Annotated in this window: 18 protein-coding genes; 1 reads left to right on the forward strand and 17 read right to left on the reverse strand. The window is 36.2% G+C overall.

The features are described from left to right. Positions 1 to 75 precede the first annotated feature (75 nt). The 4 genes from U8526_RS03060 to miaA form a co-directional block, all read right to left on the reverse strand. Positions 76 to 1050 carry a cation diffusion facilitator family transporter gene (locus U8526_RS03060; protein WP_334340500.1) on the reverse strand — a complete coding sequence of 325 codons (975 nt, stop codon included), beginning with the start codon at positions 1048 to 1050 and terminating at the stop codon, positions 76 to 78. A gap of 335 nt (positions 1051 to 1385) precedes the next feature. After that, positions 1386 to 1517, reverse strand: coding sequence for a hypothetical protein (locus U8526_RS03065; RefSeq protein WP_256970471.1), 132 nt, complete (start codon positions 1515 to 1517; stop codon positions 1386 to 1388). Between the two features lie 91 nt (positions 1518 to 1608). Further along, the gene (locus U8526_RS03070; protein ID WP_334340501.1) at positions 1609 to 2862 is read right to left on the reverse strand and encodes a methionine gamma-lyase family protein; all 1254 of its coding nucleotides are present in this window, start codon (positions 2860 to 2862) and stop codon (positions 1609 to 1611) included. Next, positions 2855 to 3781, reverse strand: a complete 927-nt coding sequence (miaA, locus tag U8526_RS03075) for a tRNA (adenosine(37)-N6)-dimethylallyltransferase MiaA (RefSeq protein WP_334340502.1) — start codon at positions 3779 to 3781, stop codon at positions 2855 to 2857. The genes U8526_RS03070 and miaA overlap by 8 nt, the downstream gene beginning before the upstream one ends. Before the next feature lie 86 nt (positions 3782 to 3867). On the opposite strand from miaA, the gene U8526_RS03080 reads away from it, so the two are divergent. Next, positions 3868 to 4062: a DUF3042 family protein gene (locus U8526_RS03080; protein ID WP_334340503.1), complete on the forward strand. Its 195-nt coding sequence runs from the start codon at positions 3868 to 3870 to the stop codon at positions 4060 to 4062. A 57-nt stretch (positions 4063 to 4119) separates the two neighbouring features. Here the strand turns inward: U8526_RS03080 and U8526_RS03085 are convergent, their stop codons facing one another. From U8526_RS03085 to U8526_RS03145, 13 genes are all read right to left on the reverse strand, one after another. Further along, entirely contained in the window at positions 4120 to 4527 is a 408-nt protein-coding gene (locus U8526_RS03085) for a rhodanese-like domain-containing protein (RefSeq protein ID WP_334340504.1), read from the reverse strand. Between the two features lie 12 nt (positions 4528 to 4539). Beyond that, positions 4540 to 5502 (reverse strand): ROK family glucokinase, encoded by a 963-nt coding sequence (locus U8526_RS03090; RefSeq protein WP_334340505.1) that lies wholly within the window; start codon positions 5500 to 5502, stop codon positions 4540 to 4542. Then, a complete protein-coding gene (locus tag U8526_RS03095; RefSeq protein WP_334340506.1) occupies positions 5499 to 5729 on the reverse strand; it encodes a YqgQ family protein in 231 nt (76 codons plus the stop codon). The genes U8526_RS03090 and U8526_RS03095 overlap by 4 nt, the downstream gene beginning before the upstream one ends. After that, positions 5722 to 6393, reverse strand: coding sequence for a rhomboid family intramembrane serine protease (locus U8526_RS03100; RefSeq protein ID WP_334340507.1), 672 nt, complete (start codon positions 6391 to 6393; stop codon positions 5722 to 5724). Before U8526_RS03100 ends, U8526_RS03095 begins: the two co-directional genes overlap by 8 nt. After that, complete coding sequence (locus tag U8526_RS03105; protein WP_334340508.1) at positions 6386 to 6958, reverse strand: 5-formyltetrahydrofolate cyclo-ligase; 573 nt, start codon at positions 6956 to 6958, stop codon at positions 6386 to 6388. Before U8526_RS03105 ends, U8526_RS03100 begins: the two co-directional genes overlap by 8 nt. A 53-nt stretch (positions 6959 to 7011) precedes the next feature. Further along, entirely contained in the window at positions 7012 to 7161 is a 150-nt protein-coding gene (gene rpmG / locus U8526_RS03110) for a 50S ribosomal protein L33 (protein WP_010019383.1), read from the reverse strand. 91 nt (positions 7162 to 7252) lie between these two features. Next, the gene (locus U8526_RS03115) at positions 7253 to 9361 is read right to left on the reverse strand and encodes a peptidoglycan D,D-transpeptidase FtsI family protein (protein ID WP_334340509.1); all 2109 of its coding nucleotides are present in this window, start codon (positions 9359 to 9361) and stop codon (positions 7253 to 7255) included. Positions 9362 to 9385: 24 nt separating this feature from the next. After that, the gene (locus U8526_RS03120; RefSeq protein WP_334340510.1) at positions 9386 to 9682 is read right to left on the reverse strand and encodes a HesB/YadR/YfhF family protein; all 297 of its coding nucleotides are present in this window, start codon (positions 9680 to 9682) and stop codon (positions 9386 to 9388) included. A gap of 50 nt (positions 9683 to 9732) precedes the next feature. Then, a complete protein-coding gene (greA, locus tag U8526_RS03125) occupies positions 9733 to 10209 on the reverse strand; it encodes a transcription elongation factor GreA (RefSeq protein WP_334340511.1) in 477 nt (158 codons plus the stop codon). 104 nt (positions 10210 to 10313) lie between these two features. Further along, entirely contained in the window at positions 10314 to 11462 is a 1149-nt protein-coding gene (mltG, locus tag U8526_RS03130) for an endolytic transglycosylase MltG (protein ID WP_334340512.1), read from the reverse strand. 55 nt (positions 11463 to 11517) lie between these two features. Then, positions 11518 to 13923 carry a phenylalanine--tRNA ligase subunit beta gene (gene pheT / locus U8526_RS03135; RefSeq protein ID WP_334340513.1) on the reverse strand — a complete coding sequence of 802 codons (2406 nt, stop codon included), beginning with the start codon at positions 13921 to 13923 and terminating at the stop codon, positions 11518 to 11520. 4 nt (positions 13924 to 13927) lie between these two features. Then, complete coding sequence (pheS, locus tag U8526_RS03140) at positions 13928 to 14974, reverse strand: phenylalanine--tRNA ligase subunit alpha (protein ID WP_054641988.1); 1047 nt, start codon at positions 14972 to 14974, stop codon at positions 13928 to 13930. A gap of 316 nt (positions 14975 to 15290) precedes the next feature. After that, entirely contained in the window at positions 15291 to 16052 is a 762-nt protein-coding gene (locus U8526_RS03145; RefSeq protein WP_334340514.1) for a TrmH family RNA methyltransferase, read from the reverse strand. Positions 16053 to 16060 lie beyond the last annotated feature (8 nt).

Genomic DNA, 16060 nt, shown 5'->3' on the forward strand with positions numbered 1-16060 from the left:
TCTACACACAAAATCACACAACATAGAAAAAGGGCTGCTAACTCCACAATAGGTTAGCGGTCCCTTTTAACATTTCTATGCAGGTACGACCATCACGTCAGTATCAACGATACCGAACTGACGGCGCATTTGAGCTTCAATCTCCTCGCCTAAACGATAACTGTCTTTTACCTTCATATTTGCATCGACGGCAATGATTATATCCATAGTAACCATATTGCCACTATAATGAGCGTTAATATCTTCGACTTTCTTAACTTGCGGGTTATTCTCAATAGCCTTACGGAATTGCATCTCCGCTTTGGGATCGAAATAATCGGCCAAATTCAAACTGCTTTCTTTAAAAATCTTGATGCCGGCTACCAAAATGAAGATACCAACAACAATACTGGCCACTCCATCGAGCCAAGATACTTTGAATAATAAGGCTCCTCCAATAGCGACCATCGTTCCTAGACTCGTTAATGCGTCACTTAGGCTATCTTGAGAGGCTGCGGTTAATGCTGCATTTTGTAGCTTTAACCCAGCTGCACGATTCATCCACCAAACAATTACCATGATAATCATTGCAATACTTGCTCCCAACAGAGTTATTGGTTGCGGTACTTCTTGCAGTTCAGGGTGCATCAAGCTCTTAAAGCCGCCATAAATAACATTCAGCGAGATGGCAATCATAACTATTCCGGTAATTAGTGTAAAGACTGTTTCATAGTGGAACCTTGTCAATTGCAATCGTTGGCCATTATTTTGAATATCTTCTGGTAAGGGTTGCCCCATTAAATCATCATCATCAATATCTCTAGCAATAAAAATTCCTACTAGCAACAAAACTGCGGAGATAATACCAGCTAGATTATTCAACGCATCAGCTCTTAATGTCTGTGAATGCCCTACTTCGGCTAAATAAAATTCAATCACCGAAATTATTAAATAAGCGAAGACATTGAATAATAGATGATGTTGAGCACTTCGTAATTTACCAAGTTCTTGATGTTGAATCTTTTGCCATTCTTTAGTTTCTTTTTGAAGATGTAATTGTTTTTCTTGCATTATAAAAATTCCTTCATTCAATGGATCTTTTACTAGGCAATCCTAGCGCTTTAAACTCAAAATCACAAAAAAATGGGACTATAACCAGTTTTTGACTAAATTCACGATATAAAACAAAGGACCCAATAACTCAAAATTGAGTTATTGGGTCCTTATACTTGAGAGCTGAACATGTTTATTCCACTCTCTATTTATCGTTGAGGATAGAATTGCAACTTTCGTTGCTCATTTAATATATCATCTATCAACCAGAAATTCTCCATTTTAAAATTCCCGTAAAGAAATTGTATTGTTAATTACGAATTCTGTAATAAATGATTAATATTAAAACAAAACTATGCGCTCAATTTCAATAATTTGTTCATAGCTTCTTCAATTGACTTACCGCATGCAGAAACCCGAGTGTTTTTCTTATCAAATACGGTAAACAATTGATGCTTAGTATCTAAAGTAACTTTATATCTCATATTGCTTACCTCCAATTATTTGAATACTAATTATACACTCTCAGACAAAAAATACAATAAAATCAACTTAAAAAGTATAACTATAATTATTTTACTTGAAGAATAATTCTTTACATGCGTTAGCAATGGCAATCTTAACATGTTCAAATGTTAAGCCACCTTGAATATAAATAATGTAAGGTGCACGCATTGGTCCATCACATGAGAATTCGATACTTGCTCCAGAAACAAAGGTTCCAGCAGCCATAACGACTTTATCTTCGTAACCTGACATTTCACTAGGTACTGGCAAAACATTAGAATCGATTGGTGAGAACTTCTGAACCATTTCAGCAAACTTAACCATCTTGTCCGGGTCGTTAAATTCAATAGTCTGAATCAAATCTGTCCGGTCATCGTTCCACTTAGGTGAGACGTTCAGACCTAATTTTTCAAAAATACCAGCCTCAAAAATAGCACCCTTGATGGCATTACCAGTTACTCTTGGAGCTAAGAAGAAGCCTTGGAACATCTCTGATAGACGACCAATCGTAGGACCTTCAGAAGCACCAATTCCAGGGGCTGTGAGACGGTAACTTGCTAGTTCAACTAAATCTTTCTTACCAACAATGTAACCACCAACTTTAGCTAGTCCACCACCGGCATTCTTGATCAATGAGCCAGCCATAATATCAGCACCAACTTCAGTAGGTTCAACAGTTTCAGAGAACTCACCATAGCAGTTATCAACAAAAATAATGGCATCAGAAACTGTCTTGACTTGTTTGATAATTTCGGCAATTTCTTTGACTGTCAAACTCTTACGTACCGAATAGCCACGAGATCTTTGAATAGCAATGACCTTAGGATTTTGTTCTTTGATCTTCTTCTTCATCAAATCAAAGTTAACTTTGTCGCCATCCATTTCAACGTAATCAAAACCAATCTTATAATCGATCAATGAACCTTTCTTGTTACCAGCAGTTCCAATAACTTCTTGCATTGTGTCATATGGTTCGCCTGTAACGTAAAGTAAGTTGTCTCCTGGACGAAGCATACCAAAGAGTGCTGTTGCTAAAGTATGTGTACCTGAAACAAATTGTGGACGCACCAAAGCAGCCTCAGTCTTGAAAACGTCACAGTAAACAGCTTCTAGTTGATCACGACCACGATCGTCATCCCCGTAACCAGTAGTACCAAGCAAACTACTTTCGTCGATACTTTCTTTTCTAAAAGCATCCAAAACCTTACTTTGATTATCCAAAACTTGCTCATCGATTTCAGCCAATTTTGGAGCAATCATCTCATCAGTCTCTTTAATAACCTCTTTTAATTTATCTGGAAATGCTGCATTCCATTTAGTCATTGTGCCCTCCTACAAATTTTATAATATTTTCCTCGATTGTTTTTTGATAATTATTATCATCACTAATATTATACCAATCTACATCCATTTGATTACGGAAATATGTAAATTGACGTTTGGCAAAATGTCGGGAATTCTTCTTAATTTCATCTAAACAGCTTTCCAAGGAAGCTTGTTTTTCGAAATAGGGAAATAATTCCTTATAGCCGATTGCATTCTTAGCTTGGACAAATGTGTCTCGATGGTTAAAAACGTACTCTGCTTCGTCCAACAAGCCATTCTGAGCCATTTTATCTACACGCTGATTGATTCTTTCATATAGCTTAGGACGATCGTCAGTCAAACCAATTAAATAGAAATCTGCCCATTTATTGCCATTATCTTGATCAGTTATCGACTTGCCAGTTGTTCTAATTACTTCAATGGCCCTGATTACCCTTCGGGCATTTTCGACGTCTATTTTTTGATATGCCAAAGGATCTTCTTCTTTTAGAATAGCTTGAAGCTTATCAAGGCCCTCATTTTGTTCTATGGCAAGTAATTCCTGGCGAACCTTAGTGTCTCCAGTAGACTTACCACCAAGATTGAGATTATTTATCAATGAACTTAAATAAAATCCTGTTCCACCAACTACAAAGGGAACCTTTCCTTGTTCATTTAAATTTGTAATAATACTTTTTGCGCGTTCTTGAAAATTCTTAACTGTATACCTCTGGTCTGGATCACAAATATCAACTAAATGATGTGGAACAGCTTTTAATTCAGCTGGAGAGTCCTTTGCGGTGCCGACATCCAGATGACGATAAATTTGCATCGAATCTCCTGAAATTATTTCACTATTGAATTTCTGAGCTAATTTTAGGCCTAACGCACTTTTTCCAACTGCGGTTGGACCGACAATTGCTATAACTTTTTTCAAAAAATTACCCCACTTAATATAGTCTTTTATAGATATTTTAAAGGAAATAAGCCATAATGAGAACTAAAGACAGGAGGAATTATATTATGGCAAAAAATCAAAAACATTTTCGTTTTGTTAAAGGCTTCCTTGTTGGTTCATTAACAACAGCTACAGCCGTTTATGGTGCACTACATGCATTCAAGAAGAAGGTTATCGAACCTGAAAACCAAGAAAATGAACGAGTAGAAGAAAACCGCAGACGTGCTAACCGTAAGAGTCTTCAAGCACACCAAGGTTAATCAAAATTAAATACAAACAAAAAATGCTGTGTCAGATTTTTTCTGCACAGCATTTTTTTATAGCTTAGTAGTCTTTTTAGTTTGACCTTCCCAATCAGAAAAGCGATCCTCTAACCACTTTACATCAGTAAAGCCCCATTTTTTTGTTAACTTGATAGCAGCACGAACACAAATATTCTTACTATCTGCATATAAATATACAGGAAGATCTGGTCTCAATTCGCCCTCATTATATTTTAATTGCGTATAAGGAAGACTTCTAGCACCAAGGATATGTTTTGCATCGAATGCATTTTTCTCTCTCAAATCAACAATTTGAGCTTTTCTCATTGTCTTTTCAAAGGTTTTTTGATCAATTGCGCCACCCATTTGTCTACCCTTATACCAGAAGTAAAGCCATGAGCCAACCCAATAGATGATAAATCCTATTACAATAACGTACAAAACTGCATTTAATACTTGCATTAACACAAACCCCTAACCAACTTTAATCAATGAAGCAGCACCGATAACACCTGCACCATTACCAAGACTTGCAAGTCTTAGTTTGGTTGAATCTTTGATTGTAGCGAATTCATTGTTACGCATAGCCTTATCAACTTTGTTAAGAAGGAATTCACCAGCAGCAGAAACACCACCACCGATAACTACATACTTAGGATTCAATGTGTTAGCGATATTACCGAGAACGAAACCAAGTGAATCACAAACATAATCAGCAACGATCAATGCTAGATCATCATCTTTCTTAGCTAAATCGAAAACATCCTTAGCAGAAATATCTTGACCATCATCAAGCATAGCCTTCAATTCTGAGTTTCCAGCGTATTCTGAGGCACGGTCTCTAGCAACACGTACAATACCTGTGGCTGAAGCAATTGTTTCTAGACAACCCTTCTTACCACATGTACATAGGAATCCGTTAGGATCAACAGTTACGTGACCGATTTCTCCAGCTGCACCATTAGCACCTTGGATTAATTGACCGTTAGCGATGATACCACCACCAACACCAGTACCAAGAGTTACGAAGACAACATCGTCAGCGTTGTTACCAGCACCTTGCCATCTTTCACCAAGTGCAGCAACGTTAGCGTCATTTTCAATAGTTACAGGAAGACCTGTTCCTTTTTCAATGTCACGTACTGGATAAACTTCATTAGTCCAGTTAAGGTTGAATGCACCTTTGATTGTTCCCTTTTCATGGTCGATAGTACCAGGTGAACCTAAACCAATTCCATCGAATTGATCAGCGCTCATACCGTACATATCGATATGATGATTGATTGAATCAATAATATCAGGGATAATCAATTGTCCGTCAGATAGAATATTTGTTTCAATACTCCATTTTTGTTGAATCTCACCTTTTTCAGTAAGAATAGCAAATTTAATTGTTGTACCACCAAGGTCAACACCGATTAACTTTTTGTCTGTCACTTTGATCTGTCCTTTTCTTTCTCTTCTTCTATTCTATGCTCCCGTTTTAAGACCAATTGAGCATTGATAAAGGTCTTTTTGTCGATCATTTTACTCTCATATAGACGTTTCACTTCGATGAACATGAGCTCAATATCCCATTTTCTCTTACCGAGATGAACAAAAGTCCCATATCTTTTCAAAAGTTGCTGAACGTCATAAAGAGTTCTAAAACTCATCTCATCCATAAACTATCATACCTTTTGCATACATATAATAAGAAATTATAACGATAAGAACTAGAGATAATATTCTATAAATCATCTTTGGACGACGAATACCAGGTAATCCCAATGCATAGCCTAAGAAAAGTCCCCCAACGGCTCCACCAAGATGTCCCCAGATATTGATACTAGGCATCAATAGATCCAAAAGTAAGTTTACAACTATTAAACCTAGAAAACTCTTACCAATTTGTGTCATAAATTCATTTTCACGATATATAAATCCCAAAGCTAAGAAAGCTGCAAAGAGACCAAAAATCGACGTACTAGCACCCACTGAAATAGCATTATCGCTTCCAAAAGCAAAACTAGCTAAATTACCAGTGATACCACTCAAAAGATAAATGGTTAAAAAGCGCCAATGACCAATCATGGGCTCTAATATTTGACCAACATATAATAGTGTAAACCCATTCATGAAAATATGGAAGACACTTAAGTGTAAAAATATTGGTGTAATTAGCCGCCACCAGTCACCTGTTTGAATACTTTCGTTAGTCATAGCTCCCATAGTCATTAAGGTAGCAGTATTTTGCGAACCCCCGGCTAGGACTTCAACTATGTAAACACCAACAGTCAATATTAGAAGTATCCAAGTTGCGTATGCATTACTTTGCCTATTAAACATTTTGACTATCCTTATCCGATTCAGCCGAAATAACCTTATCAACAGGCCTGTCCAAAACATAAATTGGCCAAGGAGCCTCTTTGTAATATTGTTGTGATGATGCTAAAGAAATAGTTTTAGTTGGGAATTTGGCTAGATATCGATCAAAATATCCTGCACCAAATCCTAAACGATTATGCCTATCTTTTGAAAAGGCTAATCCTGGAACAATTAAAAGATCAGGAGGATCCATTAAATTATTTTCATAATTTTTTGGTTCACGAACTCCAAAAGGACTCTCTTCAATCTCTGTATCTTTTGTATATTTAACAAAAGTCATAGAATAATCTGCAAAAGTCTTTGGAATATAAACTTCCTTGCCCATTTCCCAACATTGGTTAATGATTGGGAAAGTCGGAATCTCATCGTTTCTACTCAAAGTAATTCCAACACTTGGTGCATTTTGAAAATCTAAATCATTAAAAAGCTGAAAATAAATATTATTGATTTCTTTTTGTGCTTTATCTGATTTCATAAATGCACTAACTAAATCAATCTGCTTTTTTCTAAAGCTTACTTTATCCAACTAATCACTCCCAATCCTAGTAAAAAAAAACAACAGGGATTTTAACCTGTTGTTTATTTTGTTTCACGATGCAATGTAACAGTACGTTCGCGTGGACAATATTTCTTTAGTTCAAGACGATCGGGATTGTTACGCTTGCTCTTGCTTGTTAGATATGTACGTTCATGACATGAAGTACATTCCATTGTTATGTTTACTCTCATCTTTTTGGAACATCCTTTCATAAATACTTAACTAAATTCAACTAATTAAATATATCATTTTTTACGGTATTTTAAAAGGTCAAATCAGGATTTATTTCTGTCCTGTCATCTTATAATAATCGGTATATATCTGTTTTGCAAGTAATTGAGGATATGAACCACTCTCACTAGTCAAATTAGGGAACACAATAGCCATCGCAATATTAGGATCACTATAAGGTCCAAAACTAACTAAACTAGTTGTAATAGTTTCAGGTGGATCACTGCTTGGATTATCAGGGTCATAGTAGAATGATTGGGCAGTACCAGTCTTAGCGGCCACAGCGGGCTTAATATCGGCTAATCTAGTAGCTGTTGTCCAATAACCACTACCATGAACGGCAGCATACATTCCTCGATGAACAACATCTAATTCATCATTTGTAAAACCAACTTTATTCAAAATCTTAGGTTGTGTAACAGATGTCAAAGCACCCTTTGTTCCATCATCCTTAGTTTTTTGAATTGATTGTACAATGTATGGTTTCATTCTATAACCACCATTAGCGATAGTCGAAATATATTGGGCCATTTCAATTAACGTATAGGCATCATAGTTTCCGTAAGATAAATCCAGTGCAGAACCGGTCTTCAATTGACCAGAACTATTCAGCGTGGCACCTTCGATACCAGTCGTTTCACCTGAAATATCGATACCAGTCTTCACACCTAGACCAAATTGATTGAAGTATCCTCTCAACTTAGAGAAGATATCGGAATCCATTTTAATATATGTACTTGGCGTGTACTTAGCGTTAGCCTCTTTCATTGCCAAGGCCATCATGTACTCATTAGATGAGAACTGAAGGGCTTGAACGGCACTTAAACTACTGAAAGTACCAATTGGGTAAACAGACTTCTTAACTGGTGTACCAGGCAAATAAATTGGTTCATCAGCTAAAGTATTATTAGAAGGTGAAATTACGCCATCCATCATGGCACCCAAAACAGTTGCACCCTTAACAGCAGAACCCATAACAAAGGTACGGTTGATAACACCTAGCGCATCTTCACTAGTTTTACCGGTCTTAGGATTGTTATGAACCCCAGCCATAGCCAAAATAGCACCCGTCTTAGGATTCATGGCAACAACATAAGCACCATCTGAATATTGAGTAATACCAGCAGATTTAGCAGCACTATATTGCTCATTTAAAGCATCCTGAACCTTCTTTTGGAAACTTGAATCAATTGTCAAATTAAGGTTGCCACCTTTTTGACCTTTGTAAACGACTTTACTCTTCTTGATCTGATTATTAGAACCAACTTGAACTTCACGTTTGCTCTTAGTACCAGAAAGAATTGATTCATAACTCTTTTCCAAATAACTAGTACCAACACGGTCATTACGAGAATAACCAGATGCTAACATGGTATTTAATTCGTCATCCGGAATACCTTGTTGCTCAGTCGAAACACCACCGATAATACTTTCGATAGATGTTCCCTGTGGATAGTCACGTTCCCAGTTACTACCGATACTTACACCGGGCAATTCAGTTAAATGTTCACTGACTTCCGCAATCTCTCTAGCAGATAAATCCTTATCCTTTAAAAAGACAGTTGAAAGTGAGTAAGCTGAACTCATTTTTTTAAATAAAGTGGCCCTTTGAAGGTCTTTATCATTCAAATGAATACCTTGTTGTTCAACATATTTAACCTCATTGGCATAAATTTTAGTAGATGTTAATGCATCACCACTTGAATTCACACGATATGACTTGGGCATCTGCTTAATAACTTTGGCGGATTTACCTGGTGCTGACAAAATATAATCAGCTTTGTCACGGCTAGTTAAATTAGTTTTTTCAACGGTTAAATATTTAGTCAAGCGATTAACGATTTGATAAATATCTGTTGACTTGACGCTACCACTCTTAGTATATGTAATAGCATTTTGTGTCGAGTTACCAACCAAAAGTCTACCCTTAGAATCATAGATCATTCCACGAGGTACGCTGCCTGTCATTACTGTCTTGTCTGTTCGGTCAACCTCAGCTTGAAATTTACCACCATAAACGATTTGTAAATATGCAAGTTGTCCGACTAACATGGCGAATAGCACAAAGACAATAAAAAAAAGCAGGTTTAGACGAAATGGAATAGTAGACTTCGCTTGACTACCTGTTCTTTTCTTTATTATATCAAGTATTCTTCTCATATTATCCTTCAAAAAAGCGAATAGTTATTCATTAGATTTAAAAATATATTTTGGTCCATCAAGTTTAGGATCATATTCAACTAATAAATCATATCTGGCAAAAAACCAAGTATCACTATCAGTAATAAAATATGTAATTCCATCAACGACGACACTGGATTCTGGATCAACTGGTTTTTCCTTTCGCATAGCAATTGAAAAACCGTCATGAACCATAGTCTTACCGTAAACCTTGCCGTAGAAATGGATCCCATCCCCAGGAACCAAACCTAGTTCCTCACGGAACCATTTAGAAGCTTCATCAGTTATCTCTATTTTCATTATTGTCACCTCAATATTTTATAAGGTTAACATAACAGAAAACGTATTCACTAAGCAACTTCTACGGACTTAACAGTTAAATCATAACTGCCAACGGGCGTATCAACTGTGACAACATCACCTGTGTGTTTACCTAATAACGCCTTAGCAATTGGTGAATCATTTGAGATCTTACCATTGTCTGGATCTGACTCAGCGGCACCAACGATTGTATAAACATCAGGTTCCTCGCCATCTTCTTGAACAGTAACTTTCTTACCGATTGAAACTTCATCGCTAGCAACTTCGTCAGTATCGATAACATTAGCGTATTGAAGCATTTCAATAATTTGTGAAATACGTGATTCAACAACACTTTGTTCATCTTTAGCAGAAGTGTATTCAGAATTTTCAGATAAATCACCAAAACTTCTAGCAATCTTAATTCTGTTAATTACTTCTGGACGTTTAACCTTTTTTAAATTTTCTAATTCTGCTTCAAGCTTTTTCTTACCTTCAGCTGTCATAGGATAACTTTTGTCTGCCATTTTATAACTTCCTCATTTCTAAAAAATCATTTATTAACATTCTAATTTTAAAATGTCATCTAATCAACCATGATTAGATGACATTTATTGATTCACTATAAATACTACTGGTTAAGAGCAGCAACTTTCTTTTCGTGCTCTGCAAGTGTACGTGAATAATATACCTTACCTGACTTCAAATCAGCAACAAAGTAGAGATAATTTTGATCTCTATCGGCTGGGTTCAAGACAGCTTCTATTGATTGGATACTTGGAGTATTGAATGGTCCAGGACCATAACCTGTATTCTTGTACAAGTTATATGGCGAGTTCACTCTAACATCCTTGTATGTAAGTTTAGTTTTATGAGTATTCAAAGCATACATAACAGAAATATCAGATTGGATCGGCATATTGACGTCCAAACGGTTAAAGAAGACACCAGAAATCTTACGACGATCTTCTTTAGTTACACCTTCACGTTCAACCAACGATGCTAATGTTAGAACCTCTTGAACATTATAACCTTTTTCCTTAATCGTTGAGAAGTATGGTTGCAACATATCATTATCCTTCTCAACCATCTGAGTAACTAATTGCTTCAAGCTTAATCCCTTATAAACACTATATGTAGCTGGGAAGAGATAACCTTCAAGGTGGTATCTAACATTCTTCTTAGCCATTGTGGAATTTAACAATTGTGGATATTTATTTTGAAGTTGTTTCATGAATTTCTTGTCTTTCATTAACTTCAAGAAATCCTTCTTCGTAAAGTCAGTGCTCTTTTGGATTTGGTCACCGATCTGATCAACTGTAACACCTTCACGAACTAAAACAGTATCCTTAGCCGTTCCAGTTGGTTGAGCACTTCCACCCTTTTGCAATTGCTTAACAATAGAATTCATATCCATCGACTGCTTGAAAGTATAGTATCCAGCTTGAAAATCATTGTAATTTTGAGCCTTTATATAAAAATTAAAGACTGTTGCACTCTTGATGATCTTGTCCTTTTCAAGCGTTTTAGCAATTTCCTTACTTGATGAACCGACAGGAATATTAACGACAACATCATCTTTATTATTTGCATTATATGGTTGCAATGAACTGTTTACATAATTGAAGCCAATAATAGCAACAACAACTGCTAAAACAGCAATCACACCAACAATCCAATAAGCAATATGATTAGCTACGGACCGTTCCTCAGCGCGAGTTTTCATTTTATCATTTGATTCTTGCTTTAATGCTTCTTTTTTTTCGTCCTTCTGGCTCAAGACACAGCCTCCCGAGTTAATTTATTAGAATTATACCATTACTTTCGAAATAATATTATCTAATTTCCACATTAAATTTTTCTACTAGACTATCTTTAACCAATGAAAATGCTTTTTCAACTTCTTCATCTGTCAAAGTATCATTAGGATTTAAGAATTCTAGATGATATGCCAACGACTTAAAGTCAGTCTTAATGTTCTTACCTTCATAAACATCAAAGATTGTTACATCGTTCAAATATTTACCACCATTTTCATAAATATCTGAAATGATTTGGGCATTTTCAATATCACTCTTAACTAGAATAGCCAAATCACGACTCACACTTGGATACTTCGGAGCACTTTGTGATTGAATACTCTTATCATTTAGATCAAAGAGTGCGTCGATGTTTAATTCAAAAACAAAAGTTTCATCAACATTGTGATCTTTTTGATACTTAGGATGTAACTTACCAATCAAACCGACTACTTGTCCGTTAGCTAAGATTTTAGCTGTTTGACCAGGGTGTAAATTAGGATAATCACTTGTAGCTTCATATTCAAATTTGGCATCGGCATTAGTGAATGATAATACTTCGTCAACGATTCCTTTAAGATAATAGAAATCAACTTTTTGAGCCTTAGTATTCCAGGAATCACTTACCACATTGCCACTGATAGCACCAGAAAGATATTCAATTTCATTAGGACGAGCTTGACCCTTTGGACGATTAAAAATACGAGCCTGTTCAAAAATGCTTAAATCATTGTTATTTCTGGCTTGGTTATAAGCAATATTACGTACTAATCCAGGAATTAAACTATTTCTCAAATATTCATGATCTTCAGTCATAGGATGCAATAACTTAGTGTATTCAGTCGTATTTGTATTAAAGTCATCAACTTCTTGTTTGCTCAACAATGAGAAATTAATAACTTCGTCCATACCTTCACCCAATAAAACGTCACGTAATTTATTACTGAATTCACGTTTTTGGCTATAGCCGCCTCGAGTTTCCATACCGGCAGGCAAAGTATCAGGTAAGTTTTCATATCCGTAGATACGGTTAACTTCCTCAACAAGATCTGCTTCAATTTCCATATCCCAACGACGTGTAGGGATAGTTACTGTAATGTGGTCGCCATCAACTTTAACATCAAACCCAAGACGATTCAAAATACCGACCATCTCATCTGTGGATAATTCCAAGCCCATCAAGTGATTGATATGTGAAACGCTACCTTCAATAACAGTTCGTTTAGCTTCAGTATAGTTACCAACGATTTCTTTAGAAATTTCATCAGCTGAACTGATTTCATCAACCAATTGTGTAACTCGCATCAAAGCTTCTGAAACAATGCCATTGTCGACACCTTTTTCAAAACGATTTGAGGCATCATCACGCAAGTCATGTCTTTGAGCTGTCTTACGAACACTTGCACCATCGAAAACTCCAGCCTCTAACAAAATATTCTTAGAGTTCTCATCAACTTGTGCAACTTTACCATTCACAATTCCGGCAACACCCAAAACATCGTTACCTGAAGTAATAACTAAGTCATTGTGGTTCAAAACCTTATCTTCATCAGCTAATTTTACTTTGTCACCATCGTGAGCCTTTTTAACAACTAATTTCTTTTCAGCCAATTTATCAAGATCATAAGCTTGAATAGGTTGACCATATTCGATCATCACGTAGTTAGCCGCATCAATTACGCTATTAACAGGACGAATGCCTTGATTCCAAAGTCTTCTTTGCATCCAAAGTGGACTCTTACCAACTTTGACTCCCTTTAGTTCACGCAATAAATAATCGGGTACTAAGGCCTTTTCTTCAACCTCAACATCGACATCATTCAAATCTTTAACCTTATCAGACTCTAATTCTGGCTTCTTAAAACTAGGTTTTTCATCATAAGTAGCACCGATTTCCCAAGCAGCACCACGCATCCCCAAAGTATCAGCACGATTTGGTGTAATATCAATATCAACCATTTGATCTTTCAAGCCTAATAGATCATATACAGGCATACCAGGCTTTTGAGGTTCATCAAAAACATAAATACCATTTTCAAATTCTTTTGGCATGTACTTAGCTGGTACCCCAACTTCGTCCAAACCACAAATCATTCCGTTTGATTCTTGACCACGTAATTTACCACGTTTTATTCTGACACCATTTGGCAAGTGGGCACCATGCTTAGCGACGATCACATATTGATCAACGGCAACATTAGGGGCACCACAAACAATTTGAACGTCCTCATCTTCACCAATATCAACCATACAAACCTTCAAATGATCAGAATCTGGATGTGGTTTAACACTAGTAATATGACCAACGACTAGACCTGTTAATTCCTCACCTAGTTCGACAGGACTTGACTCTATACCAGTTAGAGAAATTTTATCAGCCATTTCTTCAACAGTATGTGTGACAGGAATATATTCTTTTAACCAATTAGCAGAAATTTTCATTATCTTAATTTACTCCTTTGAATTGTTCTAGGAATCTAACATCATTTAAGTAGAAATCACGAATATCGTTGATTCCGTATTTAAGCATGGCAAAACGTTCAGGTCCAAGACCAAAGGCCATACCACTGTATTCATTAGGATCAATTCCTGACATCTTCAACACATTAGGATGTGTTAAACCAGCACCTAAAACTTCGATCCAACCAGTGTACTTACAAATACGACAACCTTTACCATCACAGTTGAAACATGAAACATCAACTTCAACTGATGGTTCGGTAAATGGGAAGTAACTTGGACGGAAACGAATTTCACGTTGTGCACCGAAGACGTGGCGGCATAGAGCTTCCAAAGTCCCCTTTAAATCAGCCATACTGATATTCTTATCGACAACTAAACCTTCAATTTGATGGAATTGATGTGAATGAGTAGCATCATCATCATCACGACGATAAACAACACCTGGAGAGATCATCTTCAATGGACCCTTAGTAAAGTCATGTGCTTCCATGTCACGACCTTCTTGAGCTGAAGTTTGTGTTCTCATTAACAACTCATCTGATAAATAGAAAGTATCTTGCATATCACGAGCTGGGTGATCCTTAGGGATATTCAATCTTTCGAAATTATAGTGATCTTCTTCAACTTCATAACCAGGAGCAACTTCATAACCTAAACCAATGAAGAATTGTTCAATATCCTCAATTGTTTGATTCAAAATATGTTTTGTACCTTGAACTTGTTTAGCAGCTGGTAAAGTAACATCAATCTTTTCTTCTTCAAGTTGGTGAGCCACTAACTTTTCATTCAATTCAGTCATTTTTTCTTCAATGGCTTGTTGAATATCTTTTTTAACATTATTAGCTAAAGTTCCAATCTCTGGACGTTGTTCTGCAGGAACATCTTTCATTCCACGCAAAGCCTTCGTGATTGGACCTTTCTTACCTAATAGGTTAACTCTTAAGTCATTTAATTCTTGAAGTCGTTGTGCACGCTTGGCTTCATCAATACCATTTTCTCTTAAGCTTTTAAGCTTATCATCTAATGACATAGTTCCCTCCTGCATTACCGTTTAATATTATTTTTAAATGTTTTACCTTTAACGAACTCTCTGCATATAAAAAGTCCTCATCCCAAATAAGGGACGAGGACTCGCGGTACCACCCTAGTTCATGTCAAATACATGCACTCAAAAGGTTGTAAAGTAACCGACTTATAAACTCAGAAAGTGAATTCACCATTTCATTCATTAAGTCTTCTCAGTTACCGACTCTTCCTGTCATGAAATCCATAGTTACTATTTTTCATCAAAGTTTAACTTATTTTCATATGACTAATTATACAAAAACCAAAAAGTTTCGCAAGTTTTAAAGTGTCTGTAATCCGTACATCAATACTCCAGCGGCTACAGCTACGTTCAATGATTCGGCTTTTCCCAAAATTGGAATATAAATATTTTCGTCACTAGCATTTAAAACATCTTGTGTAACCCCATGAGCTTCATTACCCATGATCAAAGCAAATTTATCGTTTCTTTCTAATTGGTTGTAAGGCTTAGCTTCATCATTAACTTCAGAACTGTAAACTGTTAAACCAGACTCCTTAGCCAAATCAATTGCTTTATGAATGTCCATACGGTAAATTGGCAAATGAAATTGACTACCTTGCATTGAACGTTGAACTTTTGGTTGATAAAAGTCAGCTGAATCAAGACTAGTGATAATTCCATCATAACCAGCGGCATCAGCGGTTCTGACAATAGTTCCTACATTACCAGGATCTTGAACATCATCCAACATGACCCATTTTCCTGAAAGATCTGCTAAAGCTTCGGTATTGTTAACTTTAATTACAGCAAAGATTCCTTGAGGCGTCTTTGTTTCTGACAATTCTTTAGCGACGTCCTCTGAAACGGTCACGGCAATATCGTGATATTTCTTAACTAGACGATCTTCAGAATATTTTTCAGTAACCAATAGTTGAACAAAATCTTGTCCATATTGATCGGCCTCTCGTACTAAATGGAAGCCTTCCACCATGTAAGTACCAGTCTTTCTAATATACTTAGTTGATGCTAATTTCTTAAGTTGCTTGATTTCATCATTCTTTTTAGATTCAATATATTTCATATGAATTG

The organism is Companilactobacillus sp. HBUAS56275, assembly GCF_036913655.1.
Lineage (GTDB): Bacteria > Bacillota > Bacilli > Lactobacillales > Lactobacillaceae > Companilactobacillus > Companilactobacillus pullicola.